The sequence below is a fragment of the Haloarchaeobius salinus genome (genome assembly GCF_024464185.1).
Taxonomy (GTDB): domain Archaea; phylum Halobacteriota; class Halobacteria; order Halobacteriales; family Natrialbaceae; genus Haloarchaeobius; species Haloarchaeobius salinus.
In genome coordinates, this window is sequence record NZ_JANHAU010000003.1 from 175174 (window position 1) to 191869 (window position 16696).

23 protein-coding genes are annotated in these 16696 nt (G+C 65.1%); 16 read left to right on the forward strand and 7 right to left on the reverse strand.

Going from position 1 to position 16696, the window contains the following annotated elements:
* Nucleotides 1–74: 74 nt before the first annotated feature.
* Together NO345_RS13270 and NO345_RS13275 are read left to right on the forward strand one after the other, a co-directional pair.
* Nucleotides 75–338, forward strand: coding sequence for an AbrB/MazE/SpoVT family DNA-binding domain-containing protein (locus NO345_RS13270; protein ID WP_256299938.1), 264 nt, complete (start codon nt 75–77; stop codon nt 336–338).
* A 43-nt stretch (nt 339–381) separates the two neighbouring features.
* A complete protein-coding gene (locus NO345_RS13275) occupies nt 382–579 on the forward strand; it encodes a DUF7557 family protein (protein WP_256299940.1) in 198 nt (65 codons plus the stop codon).
* On the opposite strand, the gene NO345_RS13280 is transcribed toward NO345_RS13275, so the two are convergent.
* The gene (locus NO345_RS13280; RefSeq protein ID WP_256299942.1) at nt 551–835 is read right to left on the reverse strand and encodes a DUF433 domain-containing protein; all 285 of its coding nucleotides are present in this window, start codon (nt 833–835) and stop codon (nt 551–553) included. The genes NO345_RS13275 and NO345_RS13280 overlap by 29 nt on opposite strands.
* 95 nt (nt 836–930) lie before the next feature.
* Here NO345_RS13280 and NO345_RS13285 point away from each other — a divergent pair, with 95 nt between their 5' ends.
* Nucleotides 931–1545 (forward strand): transcriptional regulator, encoded by a 615-nt coding sequence (locus NO345_RS13285; RefSeq protein ID WP_256299944.1) that lies wholly within the window; start codon nt 931–933, stop codon nt 1543–1545.
* Between the two features lie 1022 nt (nt 1546–2567).
* Here the strand turns inward: NO345_RS13285 and NO345_RS13290 are convergent.
* On the reverse strand, nt 2568–2735 hold the full coding sequence (locus NO345_RS13290; protein WP_256299946.1) for a hypothetical protein: 168 nt from the start codon (nt 2733–2735) through the stop codon (nt 2568–2570).
* Nucleotides 2736–3105: 370 nt separating this feature from the next.
* On the opposite strand from NO345_RS13290, the gene NO345_RS13295 reads away from it, so the two are divergent.
* On the forward strand, nt 3106–3609 hold the full coding sequence (locus tag NO345_RS13295) for a tyrosine-type recombinase/integrase (protein WP_256299948.1): 504 nt from the start codon (nt 3106–3108) through the stop codon (nt 3607–3609).
* 98 nt (nt 3610–3707) lie between these two features.
* Here the strand turns inward: NO345_RS13295 and NO345_RS13300 are convergent, their stop codons facing one another.
* The 4 genes from NO345_RS13300 to NO345_RS13315 all read right to left on the reverse strand — a co-directional run bounded on the left by NO345_RS13300 (nt 3708) and on the right by NO345_RS13315 (nt 5630).
* Nucleotides 3708–4019, reverse strand: a complete 312-nt coding sequence (locus NO345_RS13300; protein ID WP_256299950.1) for a cupin domain-containing protein — start codon at nt 4017–4019, stop codon at nt 3708–3710.
* Between the two features lie 53 nt (nt 4020–4072).
* A complete protein-coding gene (locus tag NO345_RS13305; protein WP_256299952.1) occupies nt 4073–4816 on the reverse strand; it encodes a DNA-directed RNA polymerase subunit epsilon in 744 nt (247 codons plus the stop codon).
* A 149-nt stretch (nt 4817–4965) separates the two neighbouring features.
* On the reverse strand, nt 4966–5283 hold the full coding sequence (locus NO345_RS13310; RefSeq protein ID WP_256299954.1) for a DUF7521 family protein: 318 nt from the start codon (nt 5281–5283) through the stop codon (nt 4966–4968).
* Nucleotides 5284–5285: 2 nt separating this feature from the next.
* Entirely contained in the window at nt 5286–5630 is a 345-nt protein-coding gene (locus NO345_RS13315) for a helix-turn-helix domain-containing protein (RefSeq protein WP_256299955.1), read from the reverse strand.
* A gap of 129 nt (nt 5631–5759) precedes the next feature.
* Between NO345_RS13315 and NO345_RS13320 the strand changes: the two genes are divergently transcribed.
* The 4 genes from NO345_RS13320 (at nt 5760) to NO345_RS13335 (ending at nt 9957) form a co-directional block, all read left to right on the forward strand.
* The gene (locus NO345_RS13320) at nt 5760–6290 is read left to right on the forward strand and encodes a DUF7523 family protein (protein ID WP_256299957.1); all 531 of its coding nucleotides are present in this window, start codon (nt 5760–5762) and stop codon (nt 6288–6290) included.
* 84 nt (nt 6291–6374) lie between these two features.
* The gene (locus tag NO345_RS13325) at nt 6375–7091 is read left to right on the forward strand and encodes a queuosine precursor transporter (protein ID WP_256299959.1); all 717 of its coding nucleotides are present in this window, start codon (nt 6375–6377) and stop codon (nt 7089–7091) included.
* Between the two features lie 319 nt (nt 7092–7410).
* Nucleotides 7411–7797, forward strand: a complete 387-nt coding sequence (locus NO345_RS13330; RefSeq protein ID WP_256299961.1) for a PaaI family thioesterase — start codon at nt 7411–7413, stop codon at nt 7795–7797.
* Between the two features lie 90 nt (nt 7798–7887).
* Nucleotides 7888–9957 (forward strand): histidine kinase N-terminal 7TM domain-containing protein, encoded by a 2070-nt coding sequence (locus NO345_RS13335; protein ID WP_256299962.1) that lies wholly within the window; start codon nt 7888–7890, stop codon nt 9955–9957.
* A 19-nt stretch (nt 9958–9976) separates the two neighbouring features.
* On the opposite strand, the gene NO345_RS13340 is transcribed toward NO345_RS13335, so the two are convergent.
* The gene (locus NO345_RS13340) at nt 9977–10609 is read right to left on the reverse strand and encodes a helix-turn-helix domain-containing protein (RefSeq protein ID WP_256299963.1); all 633 of its coding nucleotides are present in this window, start codon (nt 10607–10609) and stop codon (nt 9977–9979) included.
* A gap of 132 nt (nt 10610–10741) precedes the next feature.
* On the opposite strand from NO345_RS13340, the gene paaA reads away from it, so the two are divergent.
* The 8 genes from paaA to NO345_RS13380 all read left to right on the forward strand — a co-directional run bounded on the left by paaA (nt 10742) and on the right by NO345_RS13380 (nt 16660).
* Nucleotides 10742–11686 carry a 1,2-phenylacetyl-CoA epoxidase subunit PaaA gene (paaA, locus tag NO345_RS13345; RefSeq protein ID WP_256300248.1) on the forward strand — a complete coding sequence of 315 codons (945 nt, stop codon included), beginning with the start codon at nt 10742–10744 and terminating at the stop codon, nt 11684–11686.
* 4 nt (nt 11687–11690) lie between these two features.
* Nucleotides 11691–12026 carry a 1,2-phenylacetyl-CoA epoxidase subunit PaaB gene (gene paaB / locus NO345_RS13350; RefSeq protein WP_256299965.1) on the forward strand — a complete coding sequence of 112 codons (336 nt, stop codon included), beginning with the start codon at nt 11691–11693 and terminating at the stop codon, nt 12024–12026.
* The gene (gene paaC / locus NO345_RS13355; RefSeq protein WP_256299967.1) at nt 12026–12898 is read left to right on the forward strand and encodes a 1,2-phenylacetyl-CoA epoxidase subunit PaaC; all 873 of its coding nucleotides are present in this window, start codon (nt 12026–12028) and stop codon (nt 12896–12898) included. Before paaB ends, paaC begins: the two co-directional genes overlap by 1 nt.
* The gene (paaD, locus tag NO345_RS13360) at nt 12891–13358 is read left to right on the forward strand and encodes a 1,2-phenylacetyl-CoA epoxidase subunit PaaD (RefSeq protein ID WP_256299969.1); all 468 of its coding nucleotides are present in this window, start codon (nt 12891–12893) and stop codon (nt 13356–13358) included. Before paaC ends, paaD begins: the two co-directional genes overlap by 8 nt.
* Nucleotides 13355–13522: a 1,2-phenylacetyl-CoA epoxidase subunit PaaE gene (gene paaE / locus NO345_RS13365; RefSeq protein WP_256299971.1), complete on the forward strand. Its 168-nt coding sequence runs from the start codon at nt 13355–13357 to the stop codon at nt 13520–13522. The genes paaD and paaE overlap by 4 nt, the downstream gene beginning before the upstream one ends.
* Nucleotides 13523–13997: 475 nt before the next feature.
* Complete coding sequence (locus tag NO345_RS13370; RefSeq protein WP_256299973.1) at nt 13998–14864, forward strand: NOP5/NOP56 family protein; 867 nt, start codon at nt 13998–14000, stop codon at nt 14862–14864.
* Nucleotides 14861–15523: a fibrillarin-like rRNA/tRNA 2'-O-methyltransferase gene (locus NO345_RS13375; protein WP_256299975.1), complete on the forward strand. Its 663-nt coding sequence runs from the start codon at nt 14861–14863 to the stop codon at nt 15521–15523. The genes NO345_RS13370 and NO345_RS13375 overlap by 4 nt, the downstream gene beginning before the upstream one ends.
* Nucleotides 15524–15574: 51 nt before the next feature.
* On the forward strand, nt 15575–16660 hold the full coding sequence (locus NO345_RS13380; protein ID WP_256299977.1) for a glutamate--cysteine ligase: 1086 nt from the start codon (nt 15575–15577) through the stop codon (nt 16658–16660).
* Nucleotides 16661–16696 lie beyond the last annotated feature (36 nt).

Genomic DNA, 16696 nt, shown 5'->3' on the forward strand with positions numbered 1-16696 from the left:
CCGGCGAGCAGGTTCACACCCATGTTCACACACGGGTTCACACTTTTACGGGTAGGAGACCTTGCACATCGTGTATGTCCGGAGCGATGAACGCACAACGTAGGGCCGCGCAAGCGGTAGTTGACGACAGCGCAGTGACCCCATTCGGGACCGGCAACGTACAGATGCACAACGAATCAGCATATGGCGTCATACCCTCGGAGATCCGCGACGCCCACGAGCTCGAACAGGGCTCGACGGTCGCGGTCGGGTACCACGCCGAATCAGGTACGATTCTGCTGACGCCCGTCGAAGACGAAGCCGACGCGCCGTGGCTCGGTTCCGTTGCCCTCGACTGAAGGCTCCATAATACCTACAGGCCTGAAACCGAGATTATTCTACATGGGCCGTACCTCGATTCCCGTCGATTCCGCCACCAAGGAGCGGCTGGAGCGATTGAAGCGAGACGACGAGACGTGGGACGAGTTCCTCATTCGGTTCACCGCCGAAGAAGAGCCCATAGTGGTTGGTGCGTGGTCGGAAGAGAAAGCCGAGAAGGCAAGGGAGAGGGTCAGGGAGTCCCGCGAGAACTGGCGTTGACTGCTCTTCTCGCGTTCTGTTCAATTCGCCCACCCTTCCTCTCCTCCAGTTCACGCATCGCATCGTCGTTATCATGGTAGAACGCCATGGAGAGGTAGACATCACCGACATCGAGGTCGTGCTCTTCGGCCACTTCGTGAGGGTCGATCCGACAGTCCTCGACCCGCTCTTTGATGAAGCGGACGGTGATCGACCGACCTTCGATGTGGGGTTCCTCGACCGACTCGAAGACTATCGGGTACTCCTCGTCACCCATGCTCATCGGTGGGCAATCCGTCCGGGTAAGTGTATCTCCAAAAGCGACCACAACCAGCCGAGGGAACTATTGGACACCGGCGGTTCTGGGCAGATATGACCGAACAAGAGACAGCCCTCCAACAGCTGGCACGCGATTTCGCTACTGTAATTCCCGCAGTAGACCGGGAAGCGGAACACGACCGGTGGGATCCTGGAATCGGTCCCTTTGAGGAAGAGAGACAGCTCGAGATGATTCTCGACGAGCTGGCCGAAGACGGCACACGTCCCGAGCACATCGAAACCGAAGAGCAGTATCCCGACAGTCGGAAACGGTGTGACCTGGTCATCACGGAAGATGGTTTCCGGATGCCAGTCGAAGCGAAGCTCCTGCGGTTCAGACGCGACAACGGGAACATCGACCCGAATATGTACAAGAGCGTGTTCAGCCCGTTTCCCGAACGGAGTTCGTCGTCACTGCTGACCGACAGCCGGAAGCTCTACGAATCGGACTTCGGTCTTCCTGCCGGCCTTCTCGGTCTCTATTACGAGAAGAATGGTGAAGAGTACGAACAGCTCACGGCCGACCGAATCGCCGAGAAGTTCCAGCAGGACGTCTCCTTCTGGTACGACATCGGAATCGAGACCGTCGCGATAGAGCGGTTCGAGGGGCTCCGTCACCAGCACTTCGGACACGGAGCTGTGATTGGATGGTTGCTTCCGCACAACTGACCCAATTCCGTACTTCAGGGTAAAGATAAATATGCTATAGCATTGAAGTGAATCTACTCGATGGATACAAACCAAGGATTGATTTCCCAATATCTAGTTTTTCTGACTAGGCCGCTGGCGTTCATTATTGTAGTTACCTTCGTTGGTTCGTATGCTATTCTCATTCCGAATACGATTAGTGATTTGTACTTCCCAAGCGTAGGAACTATCACATTTTGGTCCACAGTTAAATTTGGTTCTGTAGCTACTCTCCAACAGATTACTAAAGCGTTCTACTTCGCTGTTGGAATCCGATTACTAATTTTGGGTCGGAACTGGGCAACCTCGATCTCGGAAGCAGTTATCCCGCCATATTCTCCCTACAATCAGCCCAGCAATATGACTCTGATTGGACGTCAAGCTTTGATAGAAACCCGATTGGACCAATATCGGTTCATAAAGGCGTTATTTCTATTAGGAATTATCACCATCCCTATTTTCGGGTTCTTATACGCGTACCTCAGTTTCACCTTACCTTACCAGGGCTACAAATTGTTCGGCCATAGCATACCAAATCCAGATATTGAGTATCTAAATACAATTTTTTCAATATTACTCGGAGTCCCGGCTCAATCACTCGGTGAAGCCGCCTTCGGAGAACTTGATTCAGGAATTCGTTTGCTATTTTTACTCCTCAGTTTACCCACCTTGTTACTCTTTACTCTGCTTTTCATTAATCTCAACAATCTCGCTTACGTCATATTTCGTGACATATTATTCCGGAGTCTGGCCTCTGTATTCACAGACCAGGTAGTTCAGCCGAAATTCTATGAGGTATTATTCATGATGTCAATCATCCCTTGGACATTATGGTTTATTTACGTTGTAGTGAAGAATGCAATGCCGCTATGATCTCATGAACGTGATGGTCCAAGTCGAGTAGTGCTTCGAGATACAAGTGGAATTTTTAACAGGGCTCTTATCGCCTTGTTCGAGTTTTGTAGAGGTAAGAACACCCCAAATACGAATTCCTGAAGACGGCCCTATTTGAATTGATTAGTGTTGAAGCTGACGTGTTCAATGACGACTTCAGGGATTAGATTCGATATTTTCTCCACAGAACTGTCCTGTTCTGTCTTGTAAATCTCTATTTGCCTTGCTTTCAGACCGTCCAAAGCATCCTCAAACGCTCCCTCTGTGACTTCGTCCACTGCATCTATATCATCTAAGACCCGCTTTTGATGTCTGATTTGGCGAGCTATCTCTCGATTTCTCTGTAGTTCTCTGGATTGACTCTCCGTAAGCTGATCGTCTCTTGATTCCAAGAATCTTTCCCGAGTTTCGTGGTCCAGTAGTGAGGGAGCCATAATGAATACAAGATGGAGCGCCACCTATTTCTTTGCGTCAGGTTCGGATTGAGAGAGTTATCAATACTCTCTCCTCGATACGTTTCGTGCTTGTGTGGAAGCGTGCAACGCCAGCCACCCGCCTGAACTGATTCGGTCGAAATCCGGCATCTCACGAGATAACCCTGCCAGCGGGGGAACACTCTAGGTGCATGAACTTCTAGAGGAGCGTGCAATGCGGAGTGAGAGAAACAAGGATGGGTCGTTCACCGTGTGGATGACCCGCGACGAGTATCACGAGTTGCCCCGCGCCGCAGACACTTTCCAGCGAGAGATCGCGATTCGACTGATGGGCGACTGCGGGCTCCGCGTCGCCGAGGTCCTCGACGTCGAGCCGAGGCACATCTCGCGGAAGTCCGACGGCACCCACTACGATCTCGAGGTCGTCTCGGGCAAGGACACGACGGGCGAGTACGAGGGCGGGAAGCACCGTGAGACGTGGCTCCCACGCGAGCTGGAGGCGCTCATCAATCGGTACTGCCAGCAGCACGACGTCGACGACGACCAGGTACTCGTCGACCGTGGCAAGCGCACGGTGCAGTACTGGGTCGAACAGGCCGCCGAGCGCGCGGTCGAGGAGGCCGGCGACGAGGATTACCGGCGCGTGTCGACGCACGTCTCCGGCGCTGCTGGGCGAACCACCTGCTCGTCGAGGAGAACGTCAGCCCGCGCATCGTGATGGCTCTCGGTGGGTGGAACAGCTACGACGCGATAGAGCCCTATCTCGCTGCTCCGACTGAAGAGAATCCGAGGAGCCGCGACATCCACCCGTCGGGGTCAGCCGGGCATCGGACACAGACTCGCCGTGAAGACGGCCCGCTCGTCGGTGTCGTTGCGGGCTCCGTGGACGACGCCGCGGTCGTGCTGGACGACACCGGGGGCCTCGACGGTGCTCTCCTCGTCGCCTCTGATCACGGTGACAGCGCCCTCCAGCACGTGGAAGACGTTGGTCGAGCCAGTGTGCTCGTGGGGCGTCAGCTCCGCTCGCGGGCCGAGGGCGAACGCCTTCACCAGCACGTCGTCGGTGACGACGACCTCGGCGTCGACGACTTCGCCGTCGGCGGGGTCGAGGTGTGGGTAGTTGTCCATGGGCACAGGGTCGGCACACGGCTGCAAAACGCTTCCGCCGCCGCGGGGACGGCTCAGATCGACTCGCCGTCTTCGGTTGGCGGCTCCGGTCTGATGGGCGGCAGGCTCGGGTCGCGGTACGGTGAGCGCCCGAACACCGCTTCGGCGAGGTCCTGTTCCGCCAGCTGGTCCCGGAGCGTCCGAGTGAGGCGATTGACGGCGGTCACGTCGAGACCGTGTTCGTCCATCAGCAGGCGGAACTGGCCGTCGTCGGTGAGGGACTCGAACTGCTCGGAGAGTTCGGCGAGTTCCTCCGGCGAGCGCTCGCTCACCCACTCGTCGTCGTGGAGGCCGAGGCGTCGTTTCCGTTCCTCGTCGCCGACGTGCCGGATGACGACGAGGGCGACGCGCTGGATGGCGCGCTGGCTCCCGAACGCGGTGAGGTCCAGCTCCGCCATGATGCCGAGCGCCCGGTCGCGCTCCCAGGACGTCAGCGCGAGGTTGTTGCAGAAGGCGTGGGTGATACGGACCTTCTCGAGGCGGTGCATCCGCTCGCTGTGGCCGGCCATCGCCGGATGTTGCTCGTCGTGGAGCCGGCGCAGGTTCTCGCTCACGTCCTCGTGTGCGTGTCGTGGTCGGCCGATGAGCGTGGCGCTCGGCGTGACGACGTCCCAGCGGCGGAAGCGTTCGTCCTTCACCGCGTCGATGCGGCCGAGCGAGCCGTCCCCGGGCCCGGCGTGGAGGTCGCGCGGGTCGCGGCGGGCCGGTGGCTCGGGTGACCGTGGATCGGCCGCCGGAGGGACTGCGGAGTCGGTCATTCGACTCCCCGTTGCGGCTCCAGCGTATAGAAAGGCGGGGCTCTGCGTTCGATCTCTCGGGAGCCCGAACCCGCTCACTATGAACCCTTGTGACGAGAATGACTTAAAGCGGCACTGCAGACGGACCACGGCTCACGGAGGACGCGCCCCTATCGCGAGTACAGCGAGTAGAGGATGCAGCTCAGGCCGGCGAGCTGGGTGACGCGCACCACCACGGTGTGGGCCTGCTGGTACGCGAGCGGGAGGATCCCCTCCCGGAAGAGGATGGTCCCGCCGAAGGAGATGCTGTAGGTCACGGCCGTTATCAGCACCAGCCCGACGGAGAGGAGCTGCATCGGGCGGCTGTCGTGTCGGCGGAACCCCCGGTAGGCCTGGTAGCCGATGAGCAGGCCGACGGCCGTGGACAGCGCTGCCAGCACCACGACCAGCGCCTGCACGGGGTCGCCGATGAGTTGGAGTCCGAGCATGGTCAGAGTCTGTGCCACATGTCGGTGAACGTGTCCGCGACGTCCCGTTCGGTTCGCTGTAGTTCCATGTCGAATGAGCCCTCCGTGAGTTCGACCGAGAACCGCTCCAGCGTGGCGCGGTAGACGCTGTAGTGGTTGCCGTCGTCCTGGAGACGGGTCTCCTCGCGCAGCAGGCCACACTCCTGCAGGGACTCGGCCCGCCGGTAGACCGTCGGGAGCGAGGCGTCGCACTCCTCGCTCAGGTCCTTGGCGGACTTCGGTCCCTCGCTGGTGGCTTCGAGGATCGCGCGGGCGTACTCGTCGTCGAGCAGCGCGACGACGTCCGGGAGCGCCGGGTCCTCGGTCACTGCCAGCGGCTTCGCACCGTCCGGCGTAAAAACTGTCCGTCGTGTTCCGGGTCGGAAAACCCGCGCCGTGGTCGTGGCTCCGTCCCGCGGACCGGGGCGTTTATCGGGACCCGGTGCGGGGCTCTCGGTATGACGCTCGCGGCACGAACACGAGACGCAGCGGCGGACCACCCGTTCCTGGTCGACGCGCTCCGCGCCGGCGTCGTCAACTACGCCGCGGCGGCGCGCTTCGTCGACGTCGACGGCGAGCCGGAAGCGGTCGCGACCGCACTCCGCCGGTACGCCGAGGCACTTCCCGACTACGCGCCGTCGTCGCAGTCGGTGCGGGTGACGATGCAGCGCGGGCTCGGGCGTGTCGGGGACGACGATGCGACGGCGGACGACTCCGTGAACGAGGTGCTGCTCACCGTGAACGACGTGGCCTACGGCCCGACAGCGGACGGCGAACGGACCGCGGTGCTCGCGACCGGTGCTGTCGACGCCGCCTTCGCCGCGGCCGCGCTGGACCGCCTCGCGCTCGCCGACGTGACCGTCCACGCGATGGCGTTCGACGACGACTCGCTCGTCGCGCTCGTCGGTCGGCGAGCCGGTGCGGACGCCATCCGGGCGGTCGAGGCGGCCGCCGGTTCGGTGCCCGACCGACCGGCCGGGGAGGCCTGAGGAGCGCAGACGAGCGGACCCGAGCGAGCCGGACGACCACGAACCAGAATCCTCAAACGAATCGCCCGAGTTCGACCGGTAGACATGAACGAACCCGTCCGGAAGGGTGACGCTGCGGATGTCGGACAGATCGCACTCGTGGGGCTGTTCGTCACGGCGCTGGCGACGGCACAGGTCACGGCGAGCAAGCTGCTGGCGTTCGGGATCCCCATCTCGCTCCCGCACACGGGCGATGCGCTGGTACTGCCGGGGGCAGCCCTGGCGTACGCGCTGACGTTCTTCGCGAGCGACTGCTACTCCGAGTTGTACGGGCGACGCGCGGCGACCGCGATGGTCAACGTCGGCTTCGCGATGAACTTCGTCGTGCTCGTCCTCGTCTGGAGCACCATCGCCTCGCCCGTGGCCGGGAACAGCGCCGTCGCCGCCGACACGTTCGAGACGGTGCTCGGTGCGAGCACGAACATCGTCGCCGGCTCGCTGCTCGCCTACGTCGTGAGCCAGAACTGGGACGTGTTCGTCTTCCATCGCATCCGCGAGGCGACGGACGGCGAGTCGCTGTGGCTGCGGAACATCCTCTCGACGGCGACCAGCCAGGCCATCGACACGGTCATCTTCGTCTCGGTCGCGTTCTACGTCGCGCCCAGGATGTTCGGCGTGGGTGGCGAGCTCGAGGTACCGGTCATCTTCGCGCTCATCGTCGGCCAGTACGTGTTCAAGCTGCTGGTCGCGTTGGTCGACACCCCGTTCGTGTACGCGGTCGTGTCGCTCGTCGAGCAGTACGAGGCAGAACGGGCGGGGTAGAGACGGGCTACCGGCGGCTGGAGGTCGCTATTCGTCGTCGGAAAACGCACGCAGGCGATGGAACCCTCTCGCGGGTGGTGGTTCCTGGAAGGGGGGTTGGGGGGAGTATAGGGGGTGGCGACAGCACGTCGCTGTAATTCGCCAAGCTATCCTTGGGAGGGGAGGTAAGTAACGTTTGACTCTAATCAATAAGTGTTGTCTGAGGAGTGCATCTAATATATTAGAGCCCGGTGCCCGTCGGGCACGCCACGCGGTCGGAGCCGCCGGGCTACTGTGGCCTTCCTGAAGCGTTAAGAGGATGCACCGAGCAGGCCCGAGCATGGACATCGAATCCTTCTTCGAGGAGATGCCGTTCGCCGACCTGCTCGGGGTCGAAGTGACCGAAGCCGCCGACGGACACGCGGAGGGCCGTCTGGAGATGCGCGAGGAACTGTCCTGGAATGCGGACCAGCTGATGGCCCACGGCGGCGTGACGTTCACCCTCGCGGACACCGTGGGTGGCGCGGCGCTCGTCTCGCAGGTCGACCAGCCGGTCCCGACCATCGACATGCGCATCGACTACCTGGACGCCGGGACGGGAGACCTGTACGCAGAGGCCGACGTGGTCCGCTGTGGTGGCGACGTGGGCACCGTCGACGTCGACGTCTACGCGGCGGCGGACGACACCCTCATCGCGGACGCCCGCGGCGTCTACAAGACCGGATAGCGCCCCCGGGCAGCGCTGCCGTCGCGCAGGTTGGGGGTCGCCCACCAGAGTAAAGCGTATCGGGGTCCCCTTCTCCCACAGACCTGCCGCATGGAATGGCAACCCACCGTCTACCTCGTTCCGTTCGTCTTCTCCGCGCTCCTGTCGTTCGGACTGTTCCTCTACGTGGTCGTCGGCCGGACGCACCTGCTCGACCGGCCCGTCGTGCGGATGTTCGTGGCGCTCACGTTCAGCATCGCTGTCTGGGCCGTCGGCGACGTGTTCCAGCTCCTCACGACCGGCCTCCTCGCCAAGCGCGCCTGGCTGGGCGTCCAGTTCATCGGTGCGAGCGGCTCGACGCTGGGGCTGCTCGGCTTCGCGCTCGCGTACACGGACAACGACGAGTGGCTGACGCCGCGGGTGTTCGCCCTGCTCGCGGTCGAGATGGTCGTCGCACTCGGCCTCCTCGCGACGAGTCCACGCTACCATCAGCTGTACGTGGTCACCGTGGACACGGCGACGGACCCCGCCACCGGGCTGGTGATGCTCGACAGGACGCTCGGCCCGGCCGCGACGCTCCACGTCGTCTACTCCTACGCGCTCATCGTCGTCGCGATCGCCCTGCTGCTGCGGGCCGCGGTCCGCTCCGACGAGTTCTTCCGCTCCCAGTCGCTCGCCGTCGTCGTCGCCGTCACCGTCCCCTTCGTCGTCAACGTTGGCTGGTTCGTCGGGCTCGGCTCGGGGGGGAACCTCGACTTCACCGTCCTCGGGTTCTCCTTCTCGGCCGTCGCGCTCTGGTACGCCATCTCGCGGTACTCGTTGCTCGCCGTCTCGCCGGTCGCACGCAAGACCGTCGTCGAGAACATGGCGGACGCGGTGGTCGTCGTCGACCAGGAAGGCCGCATCGTCGACGCCAACCCCGCAGTCGGGGCGCTCGGTGTGTCGCGTCCGTCAACACTGGTCGGCGAGCGCGCGGTCGAAGCGATCCCGTCGCTCGCACCGGTCCTCGCCGACGACGACCCGGCCGACGAGCTGTCGGTGGAGACCGACGACGGGACGCGCCACTTCGCCGTGTCCCGACAGCCCCTCGAGTCCGCAGCAGCGGGGACGACACTGCTCATCCTCAGGGACGTGACCGAGCAACGGCAGATCGAACAGCGCTACCAGCGGCTCATCGAGAACTCCTCGGACATGATAACCGTCCTCGGCGCGGACGGTCGCATCAAGTACGACAGCCCGGCCATCGAGGGCCTCCTCGGCTACGACCAGGACGAGTGGGTCGGTCGTCGGGGACGGGAGCGGCTCCACCCCGACGACCAGGACCGGATGGTCGCGGAGTTCCTGCAGGGCGTCGACGAACGTTTCCACACCTCGCGCCACGAGTACCGCATCCGCCACGCCAACGGCTCCTGGCGCGTGTTCGAGTCGTTCGCGTCGAACCTGCTCCACGACCCCGTGGTCGAGGGCATGGTGCTCAACTCCCGGGACGTCACGGACCGGAAACGGCGCGAGCGCGAACTGGAGCGCACGAACGAACGACTCGACGAGTTCGCGAGCGTGGTGAGCCACGACCTCCGCAACCCGCTGACCGTGGGCAACGGCTACCTGCAGGCGGCGAAGGAGGGAGATATGGAGGCGCTCGAGGTCGTCGAGGAGGCCCACGAGCGCATGGAGCGCATCGTCGACGACGCGCTCGAACTCGCGCGGCAGGGGGACGCCGTCCAGCAGACCGAGTCGGTCGACCTCACCACCGCGGCTCGACGCGCCTGGGCGACCGTCGAGACGGGCGATGCGGTCCTCCAGTTCGCCGGCGAGGGCACCGTGGCGGCCGACCGGGACAGGCTCCGACGGGTGTTCGAGAACCTGTTCCGGAACTGTGTCGAGCACGCGACGACCGACGACGGACCGGTGACCGTCACCGTCGGCGTCGAACACGACCCGTCGGCCGCCGACCCAGCCGTCACCCGGTTCTACGTCTCGGACGACGGACCGGGGATTCCGGCCGACCGCCGTGAACGGGTGTTCGAGTCCGGCGTCACGACCAACGACGAGGGGACCGGGTTCGGGCTCGCCATCGTCGAGAGCATCGCCCGCGCGCACGGCTGGTCGGTCGTCGCCGAGGAGAGCGAGACAGGCGGGGCGCGGTTCGCCTTCGCGGTGTCCGGGTCGACCACGGGATGAGTCCGAACCGTCGTACCGGCTACTCGAACACCTGCGCCATGAGCGAGGCCTGCCCGCGGCGGAGCCGTTCGAGGAACGCCGACTTCCCGATGCCGAGCTCCGCGGCGACGTCGCCAGCGTCGGCACGTCGTGGCACCTCGAAGTAGCCCATCTCGTTGGCGAGCCGCAGCGCCTCCTCCTGCGGCGGGGTGAACCCCCACCGCCGGGCGACCGCCTCGTCGTCCTCGCTCCCCAGCGGGTAGATGCGTTCGAGGGTGACACCGACCGCTTCGCCCGCGGCTTCGAGCACGCCCTCGAGCACGTCGTACCCGACGACGGCACCGGTGTACGTCTCGACGCCGTCGTCGTAGCGGAGCGACTCCGCCATGAACCCCGCGTCGGTCAGCTGGTGGACGACACACGGGTGTTTGGAGAGACACCGGTAGTTCACGCGCTCGTCCGTCGCCGAGGCGTGGAGGTAGCGGATCTGTTCGTCGGCGTCGAGCACCTCGGCGATGGCCGGTTCGCCGCTGAACTGGAGGAGTGCGTTCCCGTCTGACCGGCGCTGCGGGGGTTTCGCCTCCACCGCGGTGCCCGTCTCCCGCGTCGCGGTCGCGAGCGGGCAGTCGTCACCGGTTACCGCGAACTCGACGACGAGACACTCCTCGATCATGGGAATCCGTTCGATGGGATGACGTATGGGGCTGTCGGCGAGCGGAGGCATTGCCGACTGTTATATATAAACCCCACACATGGACGGGTTAACCTGTTAGTCGTTGGACTCCGAAATATGGGACGAACTATCATGGATATCGAGGAGGTCAAACAGCGGGCAGGACCGCGGGAGTTCAGTCCGAAGGACGACATGCCGGAGGAGTACCGGAAGGCGGCGACACGGATGATCCAGTTCCACGCGAACTCGGAGATCATGGGCGCGTACCTGGAGAAGCCGTTCATCCGCCAGGCACCGAGCCTCGACCGCAAGCTGGCGTTCAGCGCGAAGGTGCAGGACGAGATCGGGCACGGGCAGCTGCTCTACCGGGCCGCCGAGAGCCTGGGCATCAAGACCCGGGACGAGATGCTCGACGAGCTGGCCGAGGGCAAGGGGAAGTTCCTGAACTGCTTCCACTACCCGATGGACAACTACGCCGAGACGCCGATGATCGCGTTCTTCGTCGACGGCGCGGCGATGCGCCGGCAGGCAACCCTCAAGTCCACCTCGTGGGAGCCCTACGCCCACGCGATGGACAAGGTCTGCTTCGAGGAGGGCTTCCACGTCAAGCACGGCGAGGCCATCCTCTACGAGCTGATGACCGGCTCGAAGAAGGAACAGGAGATGACCCAGGAGGCCTTCGATGAGTGGTGGCCGCGCATCATCCAGTTCTTCGGCCCCACTAACGACAAGTCGACCCACCACGGCTTCGCCAGCGAGGTCGGCCTGAAGCAGATGGGCAACGACGAGCTCCGGACCGCGTTCCTCAACGCGTACATCCCGAAGGCCGAGAAGTACGGCCTCGAGATCCCCGACGAGCCGCGCATCTCGAAGAACGACGACGGCACCTACGAGGTCGTCGAGGAGGACCTCGACTGGGACGAGTTCTTCACCATCGCGAAGAACGACTACGAGCCCGGCGTCGGACAGATCGAGGGCCGGAAGGCGGCCCAGGACGCCGTGGAGTGGGTCCGCGAATCGCTCGACAGCCACGAGAACCGGCTCTACGGTTCCAACCAGCCCCAGGCGGCAGACTGAGACCATGATCTGGGAAGTATTCAGACAAGAGAAGTCGGGCGACTACCACGAGCACTGTGGGAACGTCCACGCACCGGACCGGGAGATGGCCCTGCTGTTCGCGGAGATCCAGCACGGCCGGCGCAAGCCGACGAACAGCCTGTGGGTCACCCCGCAGAAGGAGATCGGCGAGGTCGACACCGAGGACGCGGCCTTCGGCGGGACGACGGACAAGTCCTACCGGTGGGCCATGACCTACAACTTCGAGGCCGCGGCCTCGGAGGTCGAGGAGTCCGAGAGCGAGCAGGTCACCGCGGACCGCGAGCGCAAGGCCCAGATCGAGAAGGCGGGTGGTAACTGATGGCGGCCGTCGAGGAGCTCTCCGAGCCCGGTTCGCTGTCCGAGGAGGAGCGCGAGGCCGTCCGTCACCAGCTGTTCCGGCTGGCCGACGACGAGTTCGTGCTCGCCGAGCGCTACACCGAGTGGCAGGTCAAGGCCCCCACGCTGGAGTCCGACCTCGCGTTCGCGAACATCGCACAGGACGAGCTCGGACACGCCCGTCTCTGGTACGACCTGCTCCAGGACTGGGGTGCCGAGGAGTCCGAGCTCATCTGGGAGCGCGACCCGTCGGAGTGGCGGCACTCCACGCTGGTCGAGCTGCCGTTCGAGGAGGGTGACTGGTCGGACCCCATCCTCCGGTCGTACCTCTACGACGTTGCCGAGGACATCCAGCTCCGCGCACTGCAGGACTCGTCGTACCCGCGCATCCGCGACCGCGTCGGGAAGATCCTCGGCGAGGAGGACTACCACCGCGAGCACGCGGCGAGCTGGCTCGAACGGCTCTGCGAGGAGGACGAGGGCCGGGCCCGCGTGCAGGACGCCCTCGACCGGCTGTTCCCGTACGCGCTGACGCTGTTCGCGCCGACCGACGAAGCGGTCGATGACCGCATCGACGAGCTCGGCATCCGCACCGAGCCCCTCGTGACCATGCGCGAGGAGTGGCTCGACGAGGTCGTCCCGTTCCTCGAGTCGCTGGGCCTCAGCGTCGACGACGCCGAGCTGCCCGAGCAGTACGACATCCATCACAGCCAGCTCGAGCTCCCCGAGCACACCGGCCGCGACCAGAGCCACACCGACGACTGGTTCGACCTGTACGACGAGTTCACGAACTCGTACAGGGAGCTCGGGCGCACCAGCGCCTCGCGCATCATGAAGGACCCCGACGATGAGTAACGCCTACGACACCGACATCCCGGACTCGGTCGACCCGGTCGACGACTGCGTCGAGCCGGCCGGAGAGGCCTGCGCGTACACCGAGTACGTCGAGGGCGAGGACTACGACGACGTGCCCGCGACCGGCGAGGGCGCGACGGGCGTCGAGCGCGACGTCTGGGACACCCTCTACGAGATCGAGGACCCGGAGATGCCGATCTCCATCGTCGACCTCGGGCTCATCTACGGCGTCAGCGTCGACGAGACCGACGGCGAGACCGTCGCCACCGTCGACATGACGCTGACGTACTCGGGCTGTCCCGCACGGGACATGCTCCAGGACCAGATGCAGGAGGCAGTCGAGGCAGTCGACGGCGTCGACCGCGCGGACCTCCGGCTGGTCTGGTCGCCCGAGTGGAACCTCGAGCTGGTGACCGAGCAGGGCAAGGAAGACCTGCGGGAGTTCGGACTGAGCATATGAGACGCGCAGACCCATCCGTCACGACCAGCGGCGACCTGGAGGGAGCCGAGTGTCCGTACTGCGGCTCCGAGAACACGGTGCGCGACCACCCGAAGGGCCCGTCGCTCTGCCGGTCGATGCACTACTGCAACGACTGCGAGCAGCCCTTCGAGAAGTTCGAGTAACCCGTCCAAGTCCTCCGTTTTCACCGCCGTGAGCGACCGAGTTGGTCGTCTATCCGACTGCATCGCACGGCGTCGGACCGGCCGCACCGCTCGCGGTCGAGACGCTGTCACACGGCAGGTCGTACTGTCGGGGGGAGAATCGTGCGGGCGTTCAGTTCGGTCCCGCTACCTCGAGTGTGTAGTCGGAGCGGATCCACGCGTCCTCGTTCTCCGAGTCGAAGATCTCGACTCGGCCGTCGTCGGATTCGCGTGCTCTGAATCTCGTGTCGATAGCTGGGGGGCCGTCGGAACTCGTGTCGTTCGCGGTACTCATTGTCTGTGTCGGGCGTTGGCACCCGAATCGGGTATCAGAAGGAGACGGGTCTGCAGTCATAAGCTTTCCGCCGTGACTGATTCCCTCCACCATACTATTTAATCACGTTCTAGGACGGGCGAGTCGGTGGCCTTTACTCGTCTGGCCGGCGAAGTCGTGGCCATGACAGGAGACGGGTGGTTCGTCGGCACAGCGCGCGACGACACCGCCACGGGGGCCGGGCACGTCCGCGAGGGCCGTGCCGACGCGCCGGCCGACTGGCCAGCACGGGCCGTCGAAGCCGGTTTCGCACCCGACGAGGAGGCGTACTACGCGGCGCTCCACGAGGCCTGCGTCGCGGCGACGCGGGCCGCGGCGACCGAGGCCGAGCGTGCGGGCGACCAGCAGCTCGTCCACGCGGTCCGGGCGATGGACGACTGCACCCGGACGGCCAACGAGCTGGCAGAGCGCCTGAGCGAGTGGGCCGGCGCGCTCTTCGACGAGGAGGGCGGTGGCGTCGGGTTCGCCCGCGAGGTCGTCGACCGGGAGCCGACCGGGCCGGACGAGGAGCGTGCCATCTCCCTCGCCGAGCGCGTGGTCGGCCTCGTGGACGAGGCGGACGAGCTGGAGGCCTACGTCGAGACTCGCGCCCCGACGGTCGCGCCGAACCTCAGCGCGATGGCCGGGCCGGTGCTCGCAGCGCGGCTCATCGCGCTCGCGGGCGGCCTCGAGTCGCTGGCGAAGAAGCCCAGCGGGACGGTGCAGGTGCTCGGCGCGGAGGACGCGCTGTTCGCCCACCTCCGCGGGCACGCCTCCTCGCCGAAACACGGCGTCATCTACACCCACGAGTACGTCCGCGGGACCCGGCCCGAGGACCGCGGCTCGGCCGCTCGCGCGCTCGCCGGGAAGCTGACCATCGCGGCCCGGGTCGACCACTACTCGGGCGACCGCAAGCCCGAGCTGGACGAGGAGCTGGACGAGCGCATGGCGACCATCCGCGCACGGGCCGAGGACGACGCCACGGCGACGGACGAGGGAGGTGACGAATGAGCCGCCGACCGCGCACCGACGGCGGCGACGGTCACCTGCCCGACGGCGTCGAACCGAGAACGTTCGATGGCGACCAGCGTCTCGCGACACGCGGGGAGCCGGTGTACGGCGAGCCCGTACAGGACGGCTGGCGCGCATGGGACCCCGGCCGCTCGAAGCTGGGGGCGCTGCTCGGGCGCGGCGTCGAGACCGGCTTCACGGGCGACGACACCGTGCTCTACCTCGGCGCGGCGAGCGGGACCACCGTGAGCCACGTCGCCGACTTCGCCGGGCCGACGTACGCCGTCGAGTTCGCGCCCCGACCCGCCCGCGACCTCGTCCGTGTCGCCGAGAGCCGGCCGAACCTGTTCCCGCTGCTGAAGGACGCCCGCAGGCCGGAGACGTACGCCCACGTCGTCGAGTCAGGTGTCGACGTGCTGTTCCAGGACGTGGCGACGCGCGGGCAGGGCGACGTGGCATGTCGGAACCGGCAGTTCCTCGCGGACGACGGCTGGCTCGTCGCGACAATCAAGGCCCGGAGCGAGGACGTGACGGGACCGACCGAGGTCACGTTCGGGCACGTCGTCGAGACCATCGAGGCGGAGTACGAGGTCGTCACCACGGAGCGGATGGACCCGCTGCACGAGGACCACCTCGCGGTGGTCGCGCGTCCGCGGTGAAGATACCCGACTCCGCACGCCTTTTGAGGCACCCCCTCGAAGGAGCGTCCGATGGAGCGAGGGTCACCCGACGCGTTCGCCGAGCAGGGAACGCTCGGGGTCGAGGAGGAGTTCTTCGTGGTCGACGGGGCCGGCTACCCGGTCTCGGGCAGTGACGAACTGGTCTACGAGGGCGAGCCCCCGGAGCTGCTGGCGGACCGAGTGGACCACGAGCTGTTCAAGACCGTCATCGAGACGCAGACGCCGAAGTCGGTGGACCTCGCGGAGGCACGCGAGAACGTCCACGCCGTCAGGGAGGCGCTGGTCGAGTACGCCGCCGAGTACGACTTCCAGGTCGCCGCGGCGGGGCTGCACCCCGCGGCCCGGTGGCGCGAGCTGGAGCACGCCGAGAAGGACCGCTACCGCGCCCAGCTCGAGCGCATCCAGTACCCACAGCACCGGAACACGACGGCGGGACTGCACGTCCACGTCGGCGTCGACGACGCGGACAAGGCGGTCTGGGTGTCGAACCGCATGCGCTGGCACCTACCGGTGATGCTCGCGCTCTCGGCGAACTCGCCGTACTGGAACGGCTACGACACCGGACTGGAGTCGGCGCGGGCGAAGATATTCGAGGGGCTCCCCAACACGGGGATGCCGACCGCCTTCGCGGACTACGACGCGTTCCAGCGCTTCGAGAACCGGATGATCGACAGCGGTTCGATCAACGACCGCGGCGAGCTCTGGCACGACGTGCGACCGCACTCCGGCCACGGCACCGTCGAGGTGCGAGCGCCGGACGCACAGGCGGACCCCACGGTCGTCCTCGCGTTCGTGGAGTACACCGAGGCGCTCGTCACCGACCTCTCCGAACGCTACGAAGACCGTGCGGACCCGGACGGAGTCGACGGCTGCATGCGACGCGAGGTGCTCGACGAGAACAAGTGGCGGGCGCTCCGGTACGGCCACGACGCCTCGTTCGTCGAACGCGAGGGCTCCGGCACGGTCGACCTCGGCGAGTTCGTCGACCGGGAGTGCGACCGGCTCGGTATTTCGGGCATCCGCGACGTCTACGACGCCGAGAGCGGCGCGACACGCCAGCGGGGCATCCTCGAGTCGGAGGGGCTCGATGCGCTCTGTCGTGACCTCCTGCTGTGAGCAATGGGTTTTTACCACTCCGAGACTTGTGTCCTC

Coding starts and splice junctions, on each gene's coding strand:
- NO345_RS13325 (WP_256299959.1), top strand. CDS start 6,375: ATGAACGAACCCGTCCGGAAGGGTGACGCTGCGGATGTCGGACAGATC.
- paaA (WP_256300248.1), top strand. CDS start 10,742: ATGGATATCGAGGAGGTCAAACAGCGGGCAGGACCGCGGGAGTTCAGT.
- paaD (WP_256299969.1), top strand. CDS start 12,891: ATGAGTAACGCCTACGACACCGACATCCCGGACTCGGTCGACCCGGTC.
- NO345_RS13375 (WP_256299975.1), top strand. CDS start 14,861: ATGAGCCGCCGACCGCGCACCGACGGCGGCGACGGTCACCTGCCCGAC.
- NO345_RS13340 (WP_256299963.1), bottom strand. CDS start 10,609: ATGATCGAGGAGTGTCTCGTCGTCGAGTTCGCGGTAACCGGTGACGAC.
- paaB (WP_256299965.1), top strand. CDS start 11,691: ATGATCTGGGAAGTATTCAGACAAGAGAAGTCGGGCGACTACCACGAG.
- NO345_RS13295 (WP_256299948.1), top strand. CDS start 3,106: ATGCGGAGTGAGAGAAACAAGGATGGGTCGTTCACCGTGTGGATGACC.
- NO345_RS13330 (WP_256299961.1), top strand. CDS start 7,411: ATGGACATCGAATCCTTCTTCGAGGAGATGCCGTTCGCCGACCTGCTC.
- NO345_RS13275 (WP_256299940.1), top strand. CDS start 382: ATGGGCCGTACCTCGATTCCCGTCGATTCCGCCACCAAGGAGCGGCTG.
- NO345_RS13280 (WP_256299942.1), bottom strand. CDS start 835: ATGGGTGACGAGGAGTACCCGATAGTCTTCGAGTCGGTCGAGGAACCC.
- paaE (WP_256299971.1), top strand. CDS start 13,355: ATGAGACGCGCAGACCCATCCGTCACGACCAGCGGCGACCTGGAGGGA.
- paaC (WP_256299967.1), top strand. CDS start 12,026: ATGGCGGCCGTCGAGGAGCTCTCCGAGCCCGGTTCGCTGTCCGAGGAG.
- NO345_RS13380 (WP_256299977.1), top strand. CDS start 15,575: ATGGAGCGAGGGTCACCCGACGCGTTCGCCGAGCAGGGAACGCTCGGG.
- NO345_RS13310 (WP_256299954.1), bottom strand. CDS start 5,283: ATGCTCGGACTCCAACTCATCGGCGACCCCGTGCAGGCGCTGGTCGTG.
- NO345_RS13285 (WP_256299944.1), top strand. CDS start 931: ATGACCGAACAAGAGACAGCCCTCCAACAGCTGGCACGCGATTTCGCT.
- NO345_RS13270 (WP_256299938.1), top strand. CDS start 75: ATGTCCGGAGCGATGAACGCACAACGTAGGGCCGCGCAAGCGGTAGTT.
- NO345_RS13305 (WP_256299952.1), bottom strand. CDS start 4,816: ATGACCGACTCCGCAGTCCCTCCGGCGGCCGATCCACGGTCACCCGAG.
- NO345_RS13300 (WP_256299950.1), bottom strand. CDS start 4,019: ATGGACAACTACCCACACCTCGACCCCGCCGACGGCGAAGTCGTCGAC.
- NO345_RS13335 (WP_256299962.1), top strand. CDS start 7,888: ATGGAATGGCAACCCACCGTCTACCTCGTTCCGTTCGTCTTCTCCGCG.
- NO345_RS13370 (WP_256299973.1), top strand. CDS start 13,998: ATGACAGGAGACGGGTGGTTCGTCGGCACAGCGCGCGACGACACCGCC.
- NO345_RS13320 (WP_256299957.1), top strand. CDS start 5,760: ATGACGCTCGCGGCACGAACACGAGACGCAGCGGCGGACCACCCGTTC.